Annotated in this window: 25 protein-coding genes; 19 read left to right on the top strand and 6 right to left on the bottom strand. The window is 54.2% G+C overall.

What is annotated here, in order from left to right; genetic code table 11:
* The 3 genes from fliK to IEW12_RS27200 all read left to right on the top strand — a co-directional run bounded on the left by fliK (position 1) and on the right by IEW12_RS27200 (position 2315).
* Positions 1-1209: a flagellar hook-length control protein FliK gene (fliK, locus tag IEW12_RS27210; protein WP_188569289.1), complete on the top strand. Its 1209-nt coding sequence runs from the start codon at positions 1-3 to the stop codon at positions 1207-1209.
* Complete coding sequence (locus IEW12_RS27205; protein WP_188569288.1) at positions 1196-1492, top strand: EscU/YscU/HrcU family type III secretion system export apparatus switch protein; 297 nt, start codon at positions 1196-1198, stop codon at positions 1490-1492. Before fliK ends, IEW12_RS27205 begins: the two co-directional genes overlap by 14 nt.
* A gap of 61 nt (positions 1493-1553) precedes the next feature.
* Complete coding sequence (locus tag IEW12_RS27200; protein ID WP_188569287.1) at positions 1554-2315, top strand: flagellar brake protein; 762 nt, start codon at positions 1554-1556, stop codon at positions 2313-2315.
* A 58-nt stretch (positions 2316-2373) separates the two neighbouring features.
* Here IEW12_RS27200 and fliE read toward each other — a convergent pair whose 3' ends face one another.
* Positions 2374-2682 carry a flagellar hook-basal body complex protein FliE gene (gene fliE / locus IEW12_RS27195; RefSeq protein WP_229751383.1) on the bottom strand — a complete coding sequence of 103 codons (309 nt, stop codon included), beginning with the start codon at positions 2680-2682 and terminating at the stop codon, positions 2374-2376.
* A 293-nt stretch (positions 2683-2975) separates the two neighbouring features.
* Here fliE and fliF point away from each other — a divergent pair, with 293 nt between their 5' ends.
* The 14 genes from fliF (at position 2976) to IEW12_RS27125 (ending at position 15923) form a co-directional block, all read left to right on the top strand.
* On the top strand, positions 2976-4715 hold the full coding sequence (fliF, locus tag IEW12_RS27190) for a flagellar basal-body MS-ring/collar protein FliF (RefSeq protein WP_188569285.1): 1740 nt from the start codon (positions 2976-2978) through the stop codon (positions 4713-4715).
* A complete protein-coding gene (gene fliG, locus IEW12_RS27185; RefSeq protein WP_188569284.1) occupies positions 4708-5703 on the top strand; it encodes a flagellar motor switch protein FliG in 996 nt (331 codons plus the stop codon). The genes fliF and fliG overlap by 8 nt, the downstream gene beginning before the upstream one ends.
* Positions 5696-6391 carry a flagellar assembly protein FliH gene (gene fliH, locus IEW12_RS27180; protein WP_188569283.1) on the top strand — a complete coding sequence of 232 codons (696 nt, stop codon included), beginning with the start codon at positions 5696-5698 and terminating at the stop codon, positions 6389-6391. Before fliG ends, fliH begins: the two co-directional genes overlap by 8 nt.
* A gap of 12 nt (positions 6392-6403) precedes the next feature.
* Positions 6404-7834, top strand: a complete 1431-nt coding sequence (fliI, locus tag IEW12_RS27175) for a flagellar protein export ATPase FliI (protein WP_371874589.1) — start codon at positions 6404-6406, stop codon at positions 7832-7834.
* A 32-nt stretch (positions 7835-7866) separates the two neighbouring features.
* Positions 7867-8307 (top strand): flagellar export protein FliJ, encoded by a 441-nt coding sequence (fliJ, locus tag IEW12_RS27170; protein ID WP_188569282.1) that lies wholly within the window; start codon positions 7867-7869, stop codon positions 8305-8307.
* Between the two features lie 21 nt (positions 8308-8328).
* Entirely contained in the window at positions 8329-9690 is a 1362-nt protein-coding gene (locus IEW12_RS27165; RefSeq protein ID WP_188569281.1) for a flagellar hook-length control protein FliK, read from the top strand.
* Positions 9691-9989: 299 nt separating this feature from the next.
* The gene (fliL, locus tag IEW12_RS27160) at positions 9990-10499 is read left to right on the top strand and encodes a flagellar basal body-associated protein FliL (protein ID WP_188569280.1); all 510 of its coding nucleotides are present in this window, start codon (positions 9990-9992) and stop codon (positions 10497-10499) included.
* 3 nt (positions 10500-10502) lie between these two features.
* Positions 10503-11504, top strand: a complete 1002-nt coding sequence (gene fliM / locus IEW12_RS27155) for a flagellar motor switch protein FliM (protein ID WP_188569279.1) — start codon at positions 10503-10505, stop codon at positions 11502-11504.
* Positions 11497-11913, top strand: coding sequence for a flagellar motor switch protein FliN (gene fliN, locus IEW12_RS27150; protein WP_188569278.1), 417 nt, complete (start codon positions 11497-11499; stop codon positions 11911-11913). Before fliM ends, fliN begins: the two co-directional genes overlap by 8 nt.
* 47 nt (positions 11914-11960) lie before the next feature.
* The gene (gene fliO, locus IEW12_RS27145; RefSeq protein WP_188569277.1) at positions 11961-12383 is read left to right on the top strand and encodes a flagellar biosynthetic protein FliO; all 423 of its coding nucleotides are present in this window, start codon (positions 11961-11963) and stop codon (positions 12381-12383) included.
* An 8-nt stretch (positions 12384-12391) separates the two neighbouring features.
* Entirely contained in the window at positions 12392-13168 is a 777-nt protein-coding gene (gene fliP, locus IEW12_RS27140) for a flagellar type III secretion system pore protein FliP (protein ID WP_188569276.1), read from the top strand.
* Between the two features lie 11 nt (positions 13169-13179).
* Complete coding sequence (fliQ, locus tag IEW12_RS27135; protein WP_188569275.1) at positions 13180-13449, top strand: flagellar biosynthesis protein FliQ; 270 nt, start codon at positions 13180-13182, stop codon at positions 13447-13449.
* A gap of 85 nt (positions 13450-13534) precedes the next feature.
* Entirely contained in the window at positions 13535-14338 is an 804-nt protein-coding gene (gene fliR / locus IEW12_RS27130; protein WP_188569274.1) for a flagellar biosynthetic protein FliR, read from the top strand.
* A gap of 31 nt (positions 14339-14369) precedes the next feature.
* On the top strand, positions 14370-15923 hold the full coding sequence (locus IEW12_RS27125) for an NAD(P)H-hydrate dehydratase (protein ID WP_188569273.1): 1554 nt from the start codon (positions 14370-14372) through the stop codon (positions 15921-15923).
* Between the two features lie 43 nt (positions 15924-15966).
* Here IEW12_RS27125 and IEW12_RS27120 read toward each other — a convergent pair whose 3' ends face one another.
* Complete coding sequence (locus tag IEW12_RS27120) at positions 15967-16659, bottom strand: ABC transporter ATP-binding protein (protein WP_188569272.1); 693 nt, start codon at positions 16657-16659, stop codon at positions 15967-15969.
* 55 nt (positions 16660-16714) lie between these two features.
* On the opposite strand from IEW12_RS27120, the gene IEW12_RS27115 reads away from it, so the two are divergent.
* Both IEW12_RS27115 and mnmH read left to right on the top strand, forming a co-directional pair.
* Entirely contained in the window at positions 16715-17305 is a 591-nt protein-coding gene (locus IEW12_RS27115; RefSeq protein ID WP_229751382.1) for an arylesterase, read from the top strand.
* Between the two features lie 33 nt (positions 17306-17338).
* Entirely contained in the window at positions 17339-18460 is a 1122-nt protein-coding gene (gene mnmH, locus IEW12_RS27110) for a tRNA 2-selenouridine(34) synthase MnmH (RefSeq protein WP_188569270.1), read from the top strand.
* 402 nt (positions 18461-18862) lie between these two features.
* Here mnmH and IEW12_RS27105 read toward each other — a convergent pair whose 3' ends face one another.
* From IEW12_RS27105 to IEW12_RS27090, 4 genes are all read right to left on the bottom strand, one after another.
* Positions 18863-19837: a S49 family peptidase gene (locus IEW12_RS27105; protein WP_188569269.1), complete on the bottom strand. Its 975-nt coding sequence runs from the start codon at positions 19835-19837 to the stop codon at positions 18863-18865.
* Between the two features lie 39 nt (positions 19838-19876).
* Entirely contained in the window at positions 19877-20242 is a 366-nt protein-coding gene (locus tag IEW12_RS27100; RefSeq protein WP_188569268.1) for a Rieske (2Fe-2S) protein, read from the bottom strand.
* A 12-nt stretch (positions 20243-20254) separates the two neighbouring features.
* Positions 20255-20914: an HAD-IIIA family hydrolase gene (locus tag IEW12_RS27095; RefSeq protein WP_188569267.1), complete on the bottom strand. Its 660-nt coding sequence runs from the start codon at positions 20912-20914 to the stop codon at positions 20255-20257.
* A gap of 104 nt (positions 20915-21018) precedes the next feature.
* Positions 21019-22029, bottom strand: coding sequence for an RluA family pseudouridine synthase (locus IEW12_RS27090; RefSeq protein WP_188569266.1), 1011 nt, complete (start codon positions 22027-22029; stop codon positions 21019-21021).
* Positions 22030-22522 lie beyond the last annotated feature (493 nt).

Raw genomic sequence — 22522 nt, 5'->3', positions numbered from 1 at the left:
ATGCTGCCAAGGGTCGACAACCAAGTCAGACCGCCGCCATCGGTTGACGCTCCCAACTCGGCAGCATCCGTAGGAGAAACAAGGCAGGATGTCGTTTCCAGGCTATCCCAACTGGTGGTTGGGAAGCAGATTCAGGGCGAAATCCTGTCCCGTCTGAATGACGGTACCTTTGTAGTCCGCCTGGACGGCGCCACCGCCCGCATGGCGCTCCCCAAAGACAGTAAAGCCGGCACCTCCCTGCCACTCACCCTCATCTCGACCAATCCCCGCCCTACCTTCCTGCTGGAATCCGGCGAAGGATCTGCGACCACAGTCGCCTTGACGCGCCAGGAACTGGTAGAAGGTGCCCAGCAAAAGACCGACGGCAAGGACAATACCAATCCTCTGGCCGGCTCCAAACAAAACCCCTTGGGCACCTATCTGGCGGAAACCGGCCAAGAAAAGACTGAAGCTGTCAAAACCGGACAGGTGCTGGATGCCAAAACGGCGACAAACCAGGCTCCCCAAGCCGACCATGCATCCAGTGCGCCGACCATTTTGAGCAATGCAGGAAAACTGATCGACCAAATGCTGCGGTCTGCCCAGGAACAGGGAGCGCCAAACTCGCTGGTCGGCAAGACCCCGCTAGCGGCGTCCAGCGAGGCGATGGCGCATACCGACAAAATGGCCGACACGCTGAAGCAGACCATCAGCTCCAGCGGTCTGTTCTATGAATCGCATGTGGCCGACTGGGCCGAGGGCAAGCGCCCGCTGAATGACCTGATGCGGGAGCCGCAGGCGCAAATCGGCAAGGCCCTGGGTAATGACGCCGACATGAACGGGGTCAATGGAGCCAAGGGCACCGAACTTGCGCAAATGGTCAATCTTCAATTGAATACGCTGGAACAGCAACGCATCGTCTGGCAAGGCAACCTGCTTCCGGGCCAACCCATGGAATGGGAAGTCACCCGCAACACCGAAAAGAACAAAAGCCAGCAGACCGAACCCGAACAATCATGGCAAAGCACCGTGCGCTTCGAGCTGCCGCATCTGGGGGCAATTGCCGCAACGATCAACCTGCATGGCGAACATCTGCAGATTTTCGTCCGCACCGACTCTGAATCCTCCGCCACCGCTTTACAGGAACATGCTGTAACATTGGCGCAAGCGCTGAAGCAAGCAGGCGCTCAACTGGACAGTTTTTCGGTGAAAAAGGATGACAAAGCCTAAATCCGACATGCAAAGCGCGGTCGCACTCGCCTATCAGGGCGGCGCTACCACGCCTAAAGTGGTCGCGAAAGGCCGTGGCCTGATCGCTGAAGCCATCATCTCCAAGGCCAAGGAGCATGGCGTGTTTGTCCATCAGTCCAAGGAACTGGTATCGCTGTTGATGAAGGTGGAGCTGGACCAGGATATTCCGCCTGCCTTGTACCGTGCGGTTGCAGAACTGCTCGCTTGGCTATACCATATTGAGAGAGAGAAATCTGGAGAATCCAGAAAACCGGATATCTGATCCGGAAATCAGGCTGGAAGCACATTTCCCACTCATCCATTTCAGGTCACCACAAACGTATATGCAATCAGCTCCTCCAGTGTTGGGCACCGAGAACCAAAGTCCATTTCAGGTCGACTCGCGACGTGAAATCATCTCGCTATTGCGCGGCCTGAAAGAAGCCAACCAGTTGATCAGCATGATGATTAACGGCGGGTCCGAAGTTTTCATCACATCCATCCTGGAAGTGGACGACGCCAATAACACCGTCATCATCGACAGCGCCCCGGGCCAACTGGCCAATCAACGCATCGTGGAAGCGCCGCGGGTATCGTTTGAAGGCCTGCTGGACAGGATCAGCATACAATTTTCATCGACCGGCATACAGCGCACCGATTTCGAAAATCGGCCGGCACTGCAGTTCGGCATTCCGACCAGTATGATCAGGCTGCAAAGGCGCGAGTACTACCGTATCAATACCCCGCTGTCCAATCCTATACGCTGCCAGATGACGCTGTCCGAAGAAAATCGTACGGAAACAGTAAAATTGTCGCTGGTGGATATCAGTTGCGGCGGCGTGGCCATCCTGGATGACCGCAAGATCATAGACTGCGCGATCGGTACCGAATACAAGAACTGCAAGATTGATCTGCCGACGATAGGCCTGATCGATGTCACGCTGCAAGTGCGGAATTCACAGGACCTGATCCTGCTGAATGGCAAATCCAACCGCCGGCTGGGTTGCCAGTTCATGGACTTATCCAACTCCGTGCTGTCCAGCATACAGCGCTACATCATGAAGCTGGAGCGCGAACGCAACGCCAAGATGACCGGCATACGCTAGAAAAACAAAAACCTGGCATCCTTTACAGGATGCCAGGTTTTTTTCAGTATCAGCCAGATCAAATCTGCATATTCATGATGTCATGGTAGGCCGACACCAGTTTGTTCCTCACCTGGATAGAAGTCTGGAAGGAGATGTTGGCTTTTTGCATCGAAATCATGACATCAGACAAGCTGACCTTGTCGTCACCCAGCGAAAACTTCTGCCCCAACTGGTCCGCATTCACCTGCATGCTATTCACCTGGTCCAGCGAACCCTTCAGCATATCGGCAAAGTCTACCTTTGAAGCGCTTCCTGTCGCCGGCGAAACGGGATTGGGAATGCCCCCCTCCATGCGCGCGGACGCAGCCCTTAGCTGTGCTACCATCGCATCTATTCTGCTAGTATCAATTCCACCCATTTTTGTACCTCTTGGTCATCTTTATCAGCTATAGCGAACCGAAAATTGATAAGACATCCGGCAGCGGCTTTGATCCGCATTTTCGCCACCCCATCACATTAGCACTCCAACATCTCCGGCTAGCTTCGATAAGAAGGGCAAAAACAAGTTTGCTCTCGCAATTGATTTTTCCAAATCACAGCAAAATTCGTATCAAGGAAAAAACCCCGGATTGGAAATAGAAATGCAGCACACTCCCCCGATGAAGCACGAGGCAAGACATGGCAATCGCTGAAGAAACCGCACTGGGTGAACCGGCGCCGGCACCGGTACCGAGCATTTTCGGCATCCCGCAGACACCGGCCGTGCGTACTGCGCTGATGGGCCTGGGCGCTGCATTGGTTATCGGCATCATGGTTGCAGTCTGGCTATGGGGCCAGCAACCGGACTATAAAGTCCTGTTTTCCAACTTTAACGACAGGGATGGCGGTGCCATTGTTGCACAATTGCAAACAATGAATGTCCCCTACAAATATTCGGAAAGCGGCAACGCCATCCTGGTTCCAGCCAACCAGGTGCATGACGCCAGGCTGAAGCTGGCGGCGCAGGGCCTGCCAAAAGGCGGTAATGTCGGTTTTGAACTGATGGAAAACCAGAAGCTAGGTATTTCCCAGTTCCTGGAACAAGTCAACTTCCAGCGCGCGCTGGAAGGCGAGCTGGCCCGCTCCATAGAATCTGTATCCTCCGTACAATCGGCGCGCGTGCATCTGGCGATCCCCAAGGCTTCCGTATTTATCCGTGACCAGCAAAAGCCTACCGCCTCCGTACTGCTGAACCTCTACCCCGGCCGCATCATGGACCAGCAGCAGGTGTCCGCCATCGTGCATCTGGTAGCCAGCAGCGTGCCGGAACTGACCACCAAGAATGTGACCATCGTCGACCAGAACGGCAATCTGCTGTCTGATCCGAACAAGCAGAACGGCCCCAACATCCTGGACCCTTCCCAGCTCAAGTATATCCAGGACATACAGCAAAACATCATCAAACGCGTGGAATCCATCATCGCGCCTATCGTGGGACCGACTAACGTACACGCGGAAGCTACTGCCGATGTCGACTTTTCCCGCAGCGAGCAGGCAGCAGAAAGCTACAGACCGAATTCGCCGCCGGAACCTCAGGCAATCCGCAGCCAGCAGTCCAGCGAGAGCTTCAATAAAAACCAGAATCCTTCCGGCATTCCAGGCGCACTGTCCAACCAGCCGCCGGTGCCTGCCATTGCACCTATCGTCGCCAGCGGTGCCGCAAACTCCACTACGGCCTCCAATACAGCACTGGTACAAAAAGATTCCACCGTGAACTATGAGGTGGACAAGACGATACGCTATACGCAGCAACCCATGGGCGGCATCAAGCGTCTGACAGTGGGTGTGGTGATCAATTACAAGCGCGATGTCGACAAAAACGGCAAAGTAAACAACATTCCGCTGACCGAGCAGGAGAAAGCCCAGATCACTGATCTTGTTAAAGAAGCCATGGGTTACAACAAGGATCGCGGAGATACGGTGAATGTTGTCAACAGTCCATTTGCCAGCCCTGAAAAAGACTCTATAGTGGAATTACCATTCTGGAAACAAGCCTGGTTCTGGGACTTGATGAAAGAAGTCGGCAAGTATCTGCTGGTCGCGCTAGTATTGGGATATCTGTTCTTTGCCTACCTGAAACCTTTGTTGTATAAACTGTCGGGCCAGGAAGAGCGTGACCGCCTGAAAGCGGAAGCAGAAGCCGCGGCAGAGGAAAAAGCCAGACTGGAACAGGAAGAAGCGGAAGCAGAAGCCGCCCGCCTGGAGAACGGCGGCGACGAAGAAGAAGGCGCAATAGTCAGCCTGACCAGGGATGCAGAAGGCAATATCGTCAAGCATGGCTCTCCTTATGAGAACGACCTGCAGATGGCAATAGACCTGGCGAAGAACGACCCGAAAATTGTGGCAAACGTAATCAAGAAATGGGTAAGCAATGAGTGATGACGGCGTACAAAAAGCAGCGACCCTGATGCTTGCGCTAGGTGAAGACGGCGCAGCCGAGGTCATGAAGTACCTGGGCCCGCGCGAAGTACAAAAAATCGGCGCGGCGATGGCGGTGATCGGCGCTATTCCACACGAGAACATTGCCAAGGTGCTGGAAGAATTCAAGGCCGAGGCCAATATCAGCTCATCCGTCGGTCTTGATTCCGACGAATACATCCGGAATGTTCTTACCAAGGCCCTGGGCGACGACAAGGCGGCCTCGCTGCTGAACCGCATCCTGGGCGGCAAGGACGCCAGCGGCATCGAGAGTCTGAAGTGGATGGACTCCCCTTCCGTGGCCGAACTGATCAAGAACGAGCACCCGCAAATTATTGCCACCATCCTGGTCCATCTGGAGCGGGATCAGGCCTGTGAAATCCTTAACCAGTTTACCGAGCGCCTGCGCAACGATGTCATCCTGCGTATTGCGACGCTGGACGGTATCCAGCCTACCGCGCTGCGCGAACTGAATGATGTATTGACCAAACTGCTGACCGGCAACGAAAGCCTGAAAAAGAAAACTATCGGTGGCGTGCGCGCGGCGGCAGAAATCCTGAACTTCATGAGCGGCGAAAACGAAGCTTCGGTGATGGAAAACCTGCGCAAGTACGACGGCGATATGGCCGAGAAAATCATGGACGAAATGTTCGTCTTCGATAACATCCTGGAAATCGACGATCGCGGCATACAGTTGCTGCTACGCGAAGTGCAGTCCGATTCACTGATCGTTGCACTGAAAGGTGCCAACCAGGATATGCGCGACAAGATCTTCAAGAATATGTCGCAGCGCGCGGCAGAAATGATGCGCGAAGATCTCGAGTCCAAGGGACCGGTTCGCCTGTCCGAAGTCGAGGCGCAGCAAAAGCAAATCCTGCTGATCGTACGCCGTCTGGCAGACGAAGGACAGATCATGCTGGGAGCAAAAGGCGAAGATGCCTATGTCTGATAGCACCATACCGAAAGGCCAGATGTCGGCCTTTCAACGCTGGGAAATGGCCTCTTTCGGCGATGAGCGTCCATCCCAGGTAGCGGAAAGAAATTTGAATGCCAGCGTGGCAGCAAAAGCGCAGCAGGAAGAAATGCACCAGGCCCGTGAACAGGCGCGCAAGGAAGGCTATGCCGCCGGCTACAAGGAAGCCTATGCATTAGGCTTGCAGCAAGCTCAGGAAGACGGCCATAGGGAAGGACTCGCTGCCGGCAAGGAAATCATTGATGCCGAACTGGCCACGGTACAGAGCATTGCCCATCATTTCGCAGAACAGATCGCATCGGTGCACAAGCTGGTTACACAGGATGTATTCAAGCTGGCGCTGGACCTGTCCGAAGCCATGCTGAGAACCAGCCTGGAACTGAATCCGGAACTGATACTTCCCGTGGTACGTGAAGCTGTCGAAAGTTTGCCATCGGTGCAGCGCCCTGCCCAGCTGATATTGAATCCGAATGACGCCGAGATCATCAAGAGCCATATGGGGGATGAACTGGACAAGGATGGCTGGCGTATCGTCACCGACAGCCATATGGAGCCAGGCGGATGCAGGCTGGAAACGGCGCAGAACCTGGTGGATGCCAGCTTCTCCTCGCGCTGGCATAAGCTCAGCGACGCGATGAAAAAACAACTGCCGCCCAAAAGCTGAGGCAAGCCTTCAATGACGATCACTGAAACCGAGAACGAAACCCAGGCCAAGGCGGAGGGCGAGCTCGATATGCACCCCTGGCAATCGCTGCTGCAACGGGGCATAGCGCAGATACCGCACATACAGACTTTTCAGACAGCCGGCCGGGTGACCAAGGTGACCGGACTGGTGATGGAAGCTGTAGGGTTGAAACTGCCGGTAGGCAGCGCTTGCTCGGTGCATCTGCAAAACGGCATGAAAATTGACGCCGAAGTGGTCGGCTTTGACGGCGACAGCCTGTTCCTGATGCCGCATAGCGATCTGGAAGGCGTCACGCCGGGCACACCGGTTTTTCCTGCCGAAGTGGTCCAACTGGAAAATCCCAAACATCCGAAACGCCGCCCTAGCGACCGCACCCGCCATCTTCCTGTGGGCTACGAATTGCTCGGACGTGTGCTGGACGGCAATGGCAGGCCGCTGGATACGCTAGGGCCGTTGGGCGCCACGGAATCAGCGCCGCTAGGTGCGCGTATTTATAACCCGCTGGAAAGAGCACCTATCGTCGATACGCTGGACGTGGGTGTACGCGCGATCAATAGTATGCTCTCTGTAGGCCGCGGCCAAAGGCTGGGTCTGTTTGCCGGCTCGGGCGTCGGTAAAAGCGTATTGCTCGGCATGATGGCGCGCTATACGACGGCAGATGTGATCGTGGTGGGCCTGATCGGCGAACGCGGCCGCGAAGTAAAAGAATTCATCGAGCAGATTCTGGGCAAGGAAGGTCTTGCCCGCTCTGTAGTCGTGGCAGCTCCCGCCGATGCACCGCCGCTGATGCGCCTGCAGGGCGCCGCCTATGCGACCACAATCGCCGAATATTTCCGCGACCAGGGCAAGGATGTCTTGCTGATCATGGATTCGCTGACCCGGTATGCGATGGCACAGCGTGAAATCGCACTGGCAATCGGCGAGCCTCCCGCGACCAAAGGTTACCCGCCGTCAGTATTTGCAAAATTGCCTATACTGGTAGAACGCGCCGGCAACGGTAAGGAAGGCGGCGGTTCCATCACTGCTTTCTATACGGTATTGACCGAAGGCGACGATCAGCAGGATCCGATCGCCGATTCGGCCCGGGCGATTCTGGACGGCCATATCGTATTGAACCGTACACTGGCGGAAAGCGGCCATTATCCGGCAATTGATATTGAGCAATCCATCAGCCGCGCGATGCACAGCATTACCACACCGGAACATCAGCAATTGTCCCGGCGCCTGAAGCAATTGTATTCCCGTTACGAACGAAGCCGAGATCTGATCAGCGTTGGCGCTTACTCTCCCGGCTCAGATCCCTTGCTGGATGAGGCGATCAGGCTACACCCGAATATCGTTTCGTTTTTGCAACAAAACATCATGGAAAAATCGACCATTCCCGAGAGCTTGGCTGGACTTGCCGCTCTATTCAACGGATGAAATCTGATACCACTCTCTATAATTGACTCATCATGACGCAAAAATCTCCGCTCAATACCCTGATTGAGATAGAAGAAAAGAATACCGATGACGCCGCCAAAAGACTGGGCAACGCCATACGAGCGCATGAGGAAACGCAAAAGAAACTGGCTTTGCTGGTGCAGTACCGCGACGATTACGACTCCCGTTTCCAGGATGGGGCGGCTAAAGGCTTGAGTATTACGCAGTATCACAATTTTCAGTCTTTCATCAGAAAACTGGATAGCGCTATTGATGGCCAGAAACAGGTGGTCAAAGATGCGGAGCACAAGATACAACTGGCGCGGCAACTGTGGCAAGACCATGAGCGGAAACGGCTCTCATACGGCACGCTGCAAAACAGGGCCGAGGTGTCGCAGCAGAGCAAGGAAGCAAAACGGGATCAAAAAGCGATGGACGAACATGCTTCCCGATCTTTTTTTTATAAACGCTAAAGCAATTTTCTGGTGAATATCATGCGCACGAATTCCGTACCTCCTCAAGCAGACTTCTTGCCGACTGCCGTATCGACAAAATCCGCCTCCAGTGACGTGTCCGGGCCATCGTTCAACCAGTTCCTGAACAAGGAAATTGCCAGCCCCAAAAGCCCGTCCAACAGTAACAACAGCAATCAAAATAACGTCAACAATAACAACAATGATGTTAACAATAACAAAGACAGCAGCGCCAATAACAATCAGGTAGACAGCAAGCCTGCGGACAAGCCAGCGCAAACCGATGCCAGCGGCAAAACCGACAAGCCCACTGAAGCCAAGGACAAGGACGACGACACCAATGCCGACCAGACTGCGGCATCTGCCGACCAAACTCCCGGCGGGCAATTAATCGCCCTGGTGGAAAATCTGGGAAAACTGGCGGTAGACAAGGCGCCGTCTTCCGATAAATCGGATGACAAGAAAGTAGACCTGTCAGCTATTACAGGTGCTGAAAAAGCGGGATTAGCAGACAAATCCAAGCAGTTGGTGGATGCCAAAGCAGATACCGACGTCACCGCTGGCGACAAGGTGCTGGCAGCCAAGGATGCAGGCCTGAAAACCGATGCAGACCTGACAGGAAAAAAACCGGTAGATAGCCAACTCGCCGACAAAGCCGGTGTCCAACAGGATACCGACGCATCCAAAGCCAAAGATGTAAGCACCTTGGCAAAGGTAACGACAGACTCGCGCGACGCTGCCAAAGACGCATTGCAGCAAATTCGCAGTCCGGCAGAATCGACCGCCGGTGCAGACCAGAAATTACAAGCGGCCCAGGAACTGGCATCGGCCAAGGCCCTGATGCAGGATGGCGCCGCCAGCGTTGCTCCGGTCCAGCAAAACTTCGCCCAGCAACTAGCAGCAACTGCAAGCCAGGGCAGTACGGCAGCAGCCGACCACCTGGCACCTCGCGTAGGCGCGGCAGGCTGGGATCAGGCCGTGGGCCAAAAAGTGGTGTGGATGGTTGCAGGCGGCAAACAAACTGCCGAATTAACCCTGAACCCACCGGATCTCGGCCCTATGCAAGTCGTATTGAGCGTCAACAATGACAAGGCGACCGCCACCTTTGTGACTGCTCAACCGGAAGTGCGGGAGGCACTGGAATCTGCCATGCCCAAGCTCAGGCAAATGATGAGCGATGCCGGCGTTCAGTTATCCAGCTTTTCCTTCAACACACAGTCATCCAATCCCGGCAGCCAGTTTGCCGGCAACAATAATAGCTCATCAAGTTCAAACCGCTTCAGCCATGGACTTCCCGATGCGGATATTGGCTCGTTGCCAACAGTCAGCAGTACGGTAACTTCCCGCGGCGGCAATCTGGGGATGGTCGACACTTTCGCCTGAGCTAGCGACCGCTTATGGTCTCCGCTATAAGCTCCAGTTAAGCCCCCTTCTTTCCTCAATGTCGCAACAGTCTGGCTTGCCAAGCTGTAAGAGCATGTAAAATAACAGTAAGCCAGTCACAGCCGCAGAATCAGGCACGGCATGGCGCGTCTGATCGTGCACCATCTGGAATGAGGGAAAAACACTGCATTTACCTTTCTTTTTCACAGATGTTAGGCACGATTGTAAAGATAATATGAAGCAATCAACGGTAATATGGAACAATATCCGTACATCCGTGCCCAGTAATAAGGAAGATTATGTCAAAAGCACCAGCAAAAGCAGCGGCAGCTCCCGGCGAAGCAGCAGCCGGCGGTTCCAAGAAAAAGCTGATTATCATCATTGCCGCAGTGGTGGTCCTGCTGGCCGGCGCCGGCGGCGGTGCAGCAATGTTTTTGTCAAAAAAAGGTGGCGGCGAACATAAAGAAAAAGAACATAAGGCAGAACCTGCCAAGGCCCCTGTGTTTCTCCCCATGGAGCCATTTACCGTCAATCTGCAATCCGAAGGCGGTGACAAGTACCTGCAGGTCACGATGACACTGCAAGTGCCGGACGAAGAAACGGTCAACCTGGTCAAATTGAATATGCCGCAAGTACGCAGCCGCCTGCTGATGCTGCTCTCCAGCAAGGATGCCACTGAAATACTGACCGGCGAGGGCAAAGCAAAACTGGTGGAAGAAATCATGGAACAGGCTTCACTGCCTTTCACCCCTAAAGGCGAACCGCAAAAAATTACCGGCGTGTTCTTCACTTCATTTGTAGTACAGTAGATCATGGCTGATAATTTTCTCTCCCAGGAAGAAGTTGATGCCCTTTTAAAGGGTGTCACGGGAGATCAGGACGACGCGGCGGGACCGGAAGACACCTCTGGGGTCCGTCCCTACAATCTTGCTACGCAAGAGCGTATCGTTCGCGGCCGTATGCCGACACTGGAAATTATCAATGAGCGTTTTGCACGCCTGCTGCGCATAGGCCTGTTCAATTTCCTGCGGCGCAGTGCCGAGGTTTCCGTTGGCACCGTGCGCGTTTCCAAGTACAGCGAATTCATCCGCAATCTGGTAGTCCCGACCAATCTGAATCTGGCGCATATGAAGCCTTTGCGCGGAACGGCATTGATCGTCATGGATCCCGGCCTGGTGTTCCTGCTGGTGGACAACCTGTTCGGCGGCGATGGCCGCTTCCACACACGCGTCGAGGGTCGTGACTTTACCCAGACCGAACAAAGGATTATCCAGCGCATACTGGAAATCATTTTCGAAACTTATTCCAAATCCTGGGAGCCTGTCTATCCGGTCGAATTTGAATATATACGTTCGGAAATGAACACGCAGTTTGCCAATATCGCAACGCCGAACGAGGTTGTGGTCTCCACCACCTTCACGATAGAACTGGGCCCCGTCAGCGGCGAGATGCATATCTGCATGCCCTACGCGATGATAGAACCTATCAGGGATTTACTGACCTCCAGCTTGCAGGGTGAAACCCTGGAAGTTGACAAGCGCTGGGTGCGCCTGATGACGCAACAGATACAGATCGCCGAAGTGGAAATCGTCGCCGACCTGGGAACCACCAGAGTAACCCTGGGCGATATCCTGAACATGAAGGAAGGCGACATTATTCCCATGTCGATACCGGAAATCGTTTCTGCCAAGGTGGACGGCACGCCAGTGATGGAATGCAAATACGGCGTATTCAATGGACAATATGCGCTACGCGTGGAAAAGCTGATCAGCTCCAGCGTACAGGACATAGCACAAGGAGAAAATCATGGATGACAATAGCGATGCACCTATCAGTGAAGATGATTGGGGCGCTGCCATTGCAGAGCAGGCCAAGGCGGAAGCTGCCATTACAACCCCACCTCCTGCCGCAGCGACCATCTTCAAGGAATTCAGCGGCAAAGGTACTGCTACCGAGACGCACAATGATATCGACTTTATCCTCGACATTCCTGTCCAGCTGACGGTAGAACTGGGCCGCACCAAGATCGCCATCAAGAATCTGCTGCAACTGGCGCAAGGCTCCGTTGTGGAACTGGATGGCCTGGCGGGTGAACCTATGGACGTACTGGTTAACGGCTGCCTGATTGCACAGGGCGAAGTAGTGGTGGTCAATGACAAGTTTGGTATCCGCCTGACCGACATTGTGACGCCGGCTGAGCGCATACGTAAGTTGAACAAATAAGCTGAACAAATAAGTTACATCAATACGTTGAACACATAAGCGAACCAATGAGGCGAATTTTAATCCCTGCAGTTTTAGTACTCACAAGCAGCGCCGCTTCGGCGGCAGAACAAACGGCGATCTCGCCTACCGCCGGCCTGCTGCAGATTTTTCTGGGCCTGGTCGCTGTATTGGCATTGATGGCCGTCGCTGCCTGGTCATTCAAAAAAATTGGGCCGGCCACGACCGGCAATAAGGTACCGGTCAAAGTTGTCGGCGGCATCAATGTCGGCAACCGTGAGCGTATCGTGGTGGTAGAGGTTGCCGATCAGTGGATCGTTGTCGGCATCACTGCCAGCCAGATCAATACTTTATCGACGATGCCCAAGCAAACCAACCTGGTTGAACAACAGGATGACGCCCAGCCTGTGAATCAGTTCTCTACCTGGCTGAAGCGGACGATGGATAAACGCAACGAGCCACAGCAGTAAGCCAAAGTATGAAAATATCGAACACATTCGCGCCGGGCACGCTGCTGGCTCTCGCCTGTCTGGCCGGTGCAGCCTTGCTCGTGCCCACGCAGGCGCTTGCCCAGGCCAGCGGCGGCTTGCAGGCCATCACCAGCACCCCTGCTCCCGGCGGCGGCCAAAACTATTCACTGCCCATACAGACGCTGCTGTTCCTGACGGCGCTATCCTTCATCCCGGCAGTATTGCTGATGATGACCAGCTTCACCCGCATCATCATTGTGCTGTCGCTGTTAAGACAGGCGCTGGGCACGCAATCGGCGCCGCCCAATCAGGTCATGGTGGGACTGGCCCTGTTCCTGACCTTGTTTGTAATGGGTCCGGTATTCGACAAGATCTATGTCGATGCCTATCAGCCTTTTGCAGAAAACAAGATGACCATGCAGGAGGCGATGGACAAAGGCGTTGAACCGTTGAAAAAATTCATGATTAAGCAGACCCGGCAAACCGACCTGGCCTTGTATGTGAAATTGTCGAATACGCCGCAATTGCAGGGACCGGAAGAAATCCCATTGCGTATCCTGATTCCGGCTTTTATCACCAGTGAATTGAAAACGGCCTTCCAGATCAGCTTCGCCATCTTCATCCCTTTCCTGATCATCGATATGGTGGTTGCCAGCGTGCTGATGTCGATGGGTATGATGATGGTGTCGCCGGCCATTGTGTCGCTCCCGTTCAAGCTGATGCTGTTTGTGCTGGTCGATGGATGGCAGTTGCTGATCGGCTCCCTTGCGCAAAGCTTTTACTAAGAAAGAATAAGATGACACCAGACAGCGTAATGACGCTTGGCCGCCAGGCGATAGAAGTAACACTGATGGTTTCCGCCCCGCTGCTGCTGGTGGCACTGGGCATAGGCCTTATCGTCAGTATCTTCCAGGCCGCAACCCAGATCAATGAAACGACACTGTCTTTCATTCCCAAGCTGATCGGTATTTTTGTGACGCTGGTCCTTGCCGGCCCCTGGATGCTGACGGTACTGCTGGATTACATGAGGCAGGTTTTTGCCAGCATTCCGACATTGGCAGGATAATAGCGCTATAGGCTTCGTTGAAAAACTCTCCCGGCGTTGTGACGCTTCCCAGTAATACTAAATAGATCCACATTAGATCCATTTCATGGTCACCGTTACGAGCAATCAGATAATCGGCTTGATGTTGTCCTTCATGTGGCCGCTCACACGGATACTGGGCATGCTTGCGATAGCGCCGCCTTTCGGCAATAGCACGGTCCCCGTCCAGGTCAAGCTAATACTGGGGATCATGCTGGCGATGATCGTCGCGCCGACCATCCCTCCGCTGGACGTCGCCGATCCGCTGTCGGCCGCAGGCATCATGATTCTGGGTCAGCAGTTTGTGATAGGCATGGCGATGGGCTTTGTCATCCGCGTCATTTTTTCCGGCATAGAACTGGCTGGTGAAGTGATAGGACTGACGATGGGTCTGGGCTTTGCCAGCTTTTTCGATCCGCAAACCCAGGGCCGTACCAATGCGATCAGCCAGTTCCTGGTATTGGTGGCGACCTTGCTGTTTGTCACCATGAACGTGCACCTGTCCATGCTGGCGACGCTGGTAGAGAGTTTCACCACCATCCCCATTTCAACCACGCTGACCACCGGCTTCAGCTTCCAGCGCCTGGCCATCTGGGGCGAACAGATTTTCATCTATGGCATGCGCCTGTCGCTGCCTATCGTTGCTGCCTTGCTGATCACCAATATTGCACTCGGTATATTGACCCGTGCGGCGCCGCAGCTTAACCTGTTCGGCATAGGTTTTCCCATCACAATAGGCGTCGGTTTCCTGATGGTAGGTTTGATTCTGCCTTACCTGATGCTGCCTATAGAAACCATGTTCAGGCAAAGCATAGAGGCGATACAATCTTTGTCCCTGCAGCCGCCAACTCCCGTTCCTATCCCGCGTTAGCTGCACAAAAATTTCCTGCGGAGCGTACTTCATGGCCAGCAAATCTTTTCTGTCGAAAAATGCCCTGTACTCGGTGCAGCAGATTCGTGCAATGGAAAATGCGGCTACCTCTACCCTGCCGCCAGAAACCCTGATGCGCAGGGCAGGAGTCGCTTCTGCCGCCTACGCAAAATTGCTGCTGAAAGGGGCTTCGGCCAATGTGCTGGTCATCGCCGGCCCAGGAAATAATGGCGGCGATGCGCTGGAAACAGCGCATCTGCTCGCGGACGACGGCTACGCTGTCTCCGTCATGTTGTGCGGGGACATTACCCAGTTTTCTGCCGATGCGCAGCAATGTTATCGGCGCGCCTTGTCCAGCAAGGTGCAATTTTTTGGCCCGGACTATCTGAACGAAGCCAGGCCGGAACAATGGGCGCTGGCGATCGACGGCCTGTTTGGTATAGGTTTGTCGCGCCCTGTCAGCGGCGGCTTCTATGCGGTGGTGGAAAGGCTGAATAAACTGTCCGCCCTGTACCGTATCCCAGTCCTGTCGCTGGATGTCCCAAGCGGATTGGATGCCGATACCGGGCAAGTCGTGGGCCAGCAGGGCATCGCCGTGCATGCGACCCATACGTTGACCTTCATCGGCAACAAGCCCGGCCTGCACACCGGCGCAGGAAAGGATTATGCAGGTGAAGTGGAAGTCGCAGACTTGGCCATAGACCAGCAGTTGAGGCAATTGCCCAAGGCGCAATTGAGCAATCAACTGATGTTTTCATCCATATTGAAACCCAGGCCGCACAATTCGCATAAGGGAAGGTATGGCGATGTGCTGATACTCGGCGGAGCGCCGGGCATGGCGGGCGCAGCCGTGCTGGCAGCCCGCGCCGCAGCGCATTGCGGCGCGGGCCGGGTTTTCACCGGCTTTATCGCAGAGCCTCCGGTGTACGACAGCCAGAATCCCGAGTTGATGTTTCGCCGTGCCGCCGACGCCGATTTTTCCGCAGATGCGGTCGTCATCGGGCCAGGCCTGGGCCAGTCCACCGCGGCCAAGCAGCTTCTGTACAAAGCCTTGCAGCAAGCGGCCAAGCTGGTGATAGACGCTGACGCGCTGAACCTGATTGCCGTGGATAGCGGCCTGCAGGGCTTGCTCTCCAAGCGCTCGGGTGCCACAGTGCTCACCCCTCACCCGCTGGAAGCCGCGCGCCTGCTGGAAATCAGCGGCCTGGAAGTACAGGCGGATCGCCTGCATGCTGCGCGGACACTGGCCCAGCGTTTCTCAGCCACGGTCATACTAAAAGGTTCCGGCACCGTGATTGCGGACAAGGAAGGCTATGTATTCATCAATCACACCGGCAATCCGGCGCTGGCGACCGCCGGCACCGGAGACATACTGGCTGGCATCTGCGGCACGCTGCTGGTCAGGGAAGCGCCCGCCATAGATGTGGCAGGTTTAGCCGCCTGCCTGCACGGGCAGGCAGCAGACCGGCTGGTGGAGCACGGCATAGGTCCAGTGGGGATTACGTCCGGTGAGTTAATTCATGCAGTCAGAGAGTGCCTGAATGAGATGCTGGCTGATAGCAGCGGACTCGTTGACGCATATTAGAATTTATTTCATCGCCAGCGCAAAGACCCATTTTCGACACGCATCAGTCCTGATGCAGGCGCCCGGCGGTGATCGTCAGCGTCCGTGAGCACCTCGCAGCGATCGACAAGTCATGCGTCACCAGCACCAGCGTCGATCCGCGCTCGCGGTTCAAGGCAAACATCAGTTGTATCACCGACTCGCCGGTGGCCGCATCCAGGCTCCCGGTAGGTTCATCGGCGAACAGCAGTGGCGGCTCGGTCACAAAAGCACGCGCCAATGCCACCCGCTGCTGCTCACCGCCGGACAAATATTTGGGATAGTGCTTCAGCCGGCTGGATAAACCCACACGCGACAGCATCTCTTCGGCCTTTTCGCGCGCCCGTTTGTCACCGCGCAGTTCCAGAGGCAGCATCACATTTTCCAGCGCGTTCAGGTGCATCAGCAACTGGAAGGACTGGAACACAAAACCCAGTTTTTCCTTCCTGAAGCTGGCCCTGCCATCCTCATCCAGTGCAAAAATATCTACGCCATCCAACAACACCTTGCCATGGCTAGGGGTATCTAAACCTGCCAGGATACCCAGCAAGGTTGACTTGCCCGAGCCCGATGCCCCAACTATCGCAAGCGTTTCGCCAGCTTGCGCGGTAAAATCAATCTCGTGCAAGATGGTGAGTTCGCCAGTTGCGTCAGCAACGCGCTTGGATAAATGCTGTACCCCGATTGCAGTGCGAGTAGTTTCCAAAGGAAGGTTCATGCTGTTCTTTAATCAAAAAGGTTGGGTCAGGCGTATATATGGGCTGATGCTGACAATGACAATCGCTTTATGCGGCACGGCCGCCTATTCTGCATCAAAAACCGTGCTTGTGCTCGGTGATAGTTTATCTGCCGAATACGGTCTGGCACGCGGCACAGGCTGGGTAGCGCTGCTGGACCAGCGCCTGAAACAAAAAAAGATAGACGCCACTGTGATCAACGCCAGCATCAGCGGTGAAACCACCAGCGGCGGCAAGGCCAGGCTGGCGAGCCTGCTGAGCAAGAATCATCCCGACGTTGTGATCATAGAACTGGGCGGCAATGACGCATTACGCGGACTAGCCCTGGGGGCATCCGAAACCAATTTTCGCGACATGATCGCCATGTCCAAAACCGCCAAAGCCAAGGTACTGCTGGTCGGTATGCAGATCCCGCCAAACTATGGGCGCGAATACACTGAAAAATTCTTTTCGATTTATGCAAAGCTGGCCAGGGAGAGTAAGGTAGAGCTGGTGCCCTTTCTGCTGGAAGGCGTTGCCGACAAGCCTGAGCTGTTTCAGGCAGACCGCATCCATATGACAGCGCAGGCGCATCCAAGAATACTGGACAATGTCTGGTCTCATCTGCAACCGCTGTTGTCCAGATAAACAGAATGCATCAATACAGATAGAAATGAGTTCATGAAATACCCGGAAGTCCTTAGCTTCAACGATCTGCTGCCGCACCTTGCACAATTTGACGCAATCATCGATGTGCGCAGCCCGTCAGAATATGCGGAAGATCACCTCCCCGGCGCCATCAATTGCCCAGTGCTGGATGACGAGCAGCGTGTCCGTGTCGGCACCATTTACAAGCAAGTCAGTTCTTTCGAAGCCAAGAAAATCGGCGCGGCACTGATCGCCAAGAATATCGCGCAGCATATAGAAGAGCGCTTCCTGGACAAACCCAGGGAATGGAAGCCGTTGATCTACTGCTGGCGCGGCGGCAATCGCAGCGGCGCAATGGCGCTGATACTGGCAAAGATAGGCTGGCCGGTGGCTCAGCTAGAAGGTGGTTACAAAAATTTTCGCAACCACGTCAATGAAGTACTGCCCCAGTTCGCGCCCCGCTTTCAATGGCGGGTGATCTGCGGCACCACAGGCAGCGGCAAGAGCCGCCTGCTGACCAGCCTGGCCAGCCAGGGTGCGCAAGTATTGGACCTGGAGCAACTGGCAGCACATCGCGGCTCGGTGCTTGGCGATCTGCCCAGCCAGCCACAGCCATCGCAGAAAAAATTTGAAAGCAGTATCTGGCAAACGCTGCGCAACTTCGACTCCACCCTTCCCGTCTATGTAGAAGCCGAAAGTAAAAAAGTAGGCAAGCTCAGGGTGCCTGAAGCCATCATGGAAGAAATGCGCAAATCGCCTTGCATCAATCTCCGCCTGCCGACCGAACAAAGAGTGGAACTGCTGATGGATGACTATGCCCACTTCATCGAAGATACAGATAATTTGAACCGGCAACTGGATTTTCTACACGTCTTGCATGGCAAGGAAAAAATCAAGGACTGGAAGCAGTTGGCAGATAAGGGGCAGATAGGCGAACTGGTCAGGGAACTGCTGGAAAAACACTACGACCCGGCTTATCTGCGCTCCATCAACAGGAATTTTTTGCAGTCGGAAAATGCGCTACTGATAGATCAGACAGGTATCAGCCACGAAGATTTTCTACAGAGTACAAAAGTGATATTGCAATCTGATTTGGCCCTGGCAAAAAATACAGCAGGCATGGGAAACCCAACAAGCGCGGCAAGCAAAACCTGATAAAGCTTGCGGCCATAAAAAAACGGTGGCATTGCACCACCGTCTTTTTTGCCCTTGTGTTAGCGACATGATGAGGTACCTAAGATACCTCGGGTCCGCGGCCTATGCGCGGGAAGCAAACTGCTCAAATTTTAATTTCATACTTCACTAATAACCGGTACACCAGACACCACCGGAACACACTCAATTCGTAACAACGACCTGAATTTCCAGTTTTTAGACCTCCTTCTTTTGAACCAGTTACGGGTTCAATATAGGCCAATGCCTAGCATACGGAAAGATAAATATAACTATCCAAGCAGCGATGGAGATTTAAAAAATTAAATAAACAATATCCCCGAAACAACTCGATTTATGCATTGAATACAGTGCGTTCGTACCGGACAAAACACCCTGAATCCCTTAACGCAGGCCCGGGATGCTGCCCTTCCATAACGAAGAGATGGCACCACTGCCAATGGAAGCGCCGAACTTTTTCAGCACGCGCTCAGGCAAGCCTTCTTTCTGCGTATAGTCCACGATGTCTTCCGCCTTGACAATGTCGCGGGCCACGGTGTCTATCGTACCGAAGCCATCTGCCAGCCCCATGTCCACTGCTTTCGTGCCTATCCAGAACAGCCCCGTAAAGGTTTCCGGTGTTTCCTTAAGGCGCTGGCCACGACCCTTGCGTACCGTATCGATAAATTGCTGGTGGATCTCGTTCAGCATTGCCTGTGAAAAAGCTTTTTGCTTGTCCGACTGCGGCGAGAAAGGATCCAGGAAACCCTTGTTTTCACCTGCTGTCAGCAGCCTGCGCTCCACTCCGACCTTGTCCATCAAACCGGTAAATCCGAAGCCGTCCATCAACACGCCGATGGAACCGACGATGCTGGCCTTGTTCACATAAATCTGGTCGGCAGAAGCGGCGATGTAGTAGCCGCCGGACGCGCACATTTCATCCACGACCACGTACAATTTTTTTTGCGGATAAGCTTTACGCAGGCGCAACATCTCATCACTGATAATGCCTGCCTGCACAGGGCTGCCGCCGGGGCTATTGATATGCATGACCACGCCTACCGATCCTGCATCGGCAAAGGCCCTATCCAGTGCCGGCACCACCACCTTGGCGCCGCCGCTGCTATCGGTATCTATCGTGCCGTTAATTTCTATCAGTGCAGTATGGCGGCCGAGGTTTTCCATTTCAGCGCTGTTGTAGACGCTGAACTGGTATAAACCAAACAGCACCAGCAGCAGGAAAGATCCCTTGAAGAAAATTCCCCAGCGGCGGCGTAGCTTTTGCTCCTTCAAGGCATCAGTCGCAAGTTTTTCAAGAAGCTCACGCTCCCAATTGGGCTTGGATGAAGGTACAGCCTGATCCGTTTGATTGTCGTTCATACGTGTCTTTGCGAAAACTGAATAAGGGAACTCGGGGGCTCAGGCCATTACGGGTTTAACAAATTCGTCGGGCTGCCACAATATCTGCCCGTCTTTTTCTATCACACTGATCTTGCGCAGGCGCGCTCCACGGCAGGGTCCGCCCGCGCAGTAACCGGAGTCGGGCACATAAATGGCGCCATGTGTCGCACACATGATGTACAGGCCGCTGGACTCAAAAAACTCACCTGGATTCCAGTCCAGCTCCACCGGCACATGTGCGCAGCGGTTCAGATAGGCATGCACTTCGCCGCCGTAGCGCACCACGAAGCCAGTCGCATCGTCGCTGCCGGCGGTAACCGGAAAACGCACTCCGCGTCCGCCCTCCTCCACATCGGTGGATGGGCAAATGGAAATTTCAGTCATTCTTCTTCAACCTCAGGCGTTCTCAGTCAGCCAGCTGTGCAACTCGGCAACCGTCCTGGCAGAGAAAGCCGGATTCAAGCCTTTCAGCGACAATTCATCGTGTGCACCGTATTCAACCGCGACCGAAGCTGCACCGGCATTCATCGCCATCTGCAAATCGTGCGTGGTATCGCCTATCATGACGGTCCTCCGCATGTCCTGACCCAGTTCGCGCGTCAATTCCTGCAACATGGCCGGATGCGGCTTGGAGAAGGTTTCATCGGCACAGCGGGTCGCATCAAACATCGATAGCAGGTTGGCGGCGTGCAAGGCACGGTTCAGGCCGACCCGGCTTTTGCCGGTGGCGACTGCCAGGAAGTATCCCTCCTGCGACAACTCCTGCAGCATTTCCCTGACTCCTGGAAATAGCGGCAACTCGTGATCACGGGCCAGGTAGTGGTAACGGTAGCGTTCCGTGATGCGCGGGTAATATTTCGGATCAAGCCCCGGCATGGCCATCTGCAAGGCTTCGTTCAATCCAAGACCGATGACGTAAGAGGCGGCTTTATCGTCGGGTACAGGCAAGCCCAGGTCTCTGGCCGATGCCTGTATGCATTTGACGATGGTTGCCGTGCTATCCATTAAAGTACCGTCCCAATCAAAGACGATAAAATCAAATTGCTTTTTTGCCATATATTATTTTCATAAGCCGGCAACGTCATTTTTTCTATCGCTGCGGGCCCTTTCAATCCTCAATGAAGCTATTCTACTCTTAATTTTTTTAAATTAACAAAACATTAAGATTTTGATGTCGGCAACAAACTCACCAGGAATTTTTCGCAATCCGCCGGCAGGGCTGCATTCAAGGTCATGCTCTTCCCTGTTTCAGGATGGGTAAAGGTGATCTGGTGCGCGTGCAGGAACATCCTCTTCAACGCCCCGCGGTTCTTGTCCGCTTTTAGCAAAGCACGGTTCAGCGCAAAGTCACCATACTTGTCATCGCCGGCGATAGGAAACCCGCTGGCGGACAAATGCACACGTATCTGATGCGTACGGCCGGTCTTCAGTTCCGCTTCCAGTAAGGCAAACTCGCCGTAGTTCTTTTGCAACGTAAATACCGTATGCGAGGCCATACCATCCGCCTGCACCCGGACCCGGCGTTCACCCTCGGCAGTTGTATATTTGTGTAAAGGCAATTTGACGTGCTGGCGGGCGTTCTTCCAGTCGCCATGCACCAAGGTCAGATAGCGCTTGTCGGTAATGCCGTCGCGCATCTGCTCATGCAAGTTTGTCAATGCAGAGCGTTTCTTAGCCAAAAGCAACACTCCAGAGGTTTCCCTATCCAGCCTGTGTACCAGTTCAAGAAACTTGGCATCCGGCCTTGATGCGCGAAGTTGCTCTATGACACCAAAACTGACACCGGAACCGCCATGGACTGCCGTCCCGGCCGGCTTGTCGATGATCAGCAGATGAGCATCTTCAAACAGGATGGCGAATTCGGCCGCAGGAGCGTTCTGATTTGCACTTTCAGCAATACGGATAGGGGGAATACGGACGATATCGCCCTCCACCAGCCGGTATAACTGGTCTATCCTGCCCTTGTTGACACGCACCTCGCCGGAGCGCAATACGCGGTAGATATGGCTTTTAGGTACACCTTTGCAGATACGTAATAAATAATTATCGATACGCTGTCCCGCTTCCTCTTCGGAAATGGTAACTAGCTGAACCTGGGCTTGTACTTGTGAAGGCTGGCTGGGGGCATTCTTTTGAGCCGGTTTCCCATTATTTATCGCTAAGTCCTTCATTTTGAATATATAATCGTTTTCGCTTCAGCAATTTGCTTAAGCAGGTGTATGAATAAACGTCTATTCTACACAGGGGCGTATCTGTCGGCCTCGCCAATTTGCAAATTCGACGGAAAAGATGTGTATGCAGCGTCCTGATGCACGTCAAGGTAGCGACCAAATGCCGCTATCGGACAGTGCAAGGGAAGTTGGATCAGATTGTTTGAATTGTAAGGATAAGTCTGGCAAGAGACACCAATTGAATATGAAAGGTGTGCTTGCCGGTTGATGGCTTTGAAGCAGTTTTTCGATTTGGCTGGAAACGCTCATATAAATACATATGCGTTATCCAGCGTACAAGTTGCGCATCGCCTGGCGTTGTGTTCGGCATCTCCGGACCAGTACAACGCGGGGGACATGTGCACTCGACGAACAGCAGAAGCTATCCGCGCCCCGCGCTGCAACTTAGGGATACAGAGGCGCTCATACTGAAATAAGAGCGTTATTTGCTGTC

Source organism: Parundibacterium terreum (assembly GCF_014636315.1).
GTDB classification, from domain to species: Bacteria; Pseudomonadota; Gammaproteobacteria; order Burkholderiales; family Burkholderiaceae_D; genus Undibacterium; species Undibacterium terreum.
The sequence above is the reverse complement of the archived record's forward strand: the minus strand, read 5'-3'. Positions and strand labels throughout refer to the sequence as shown.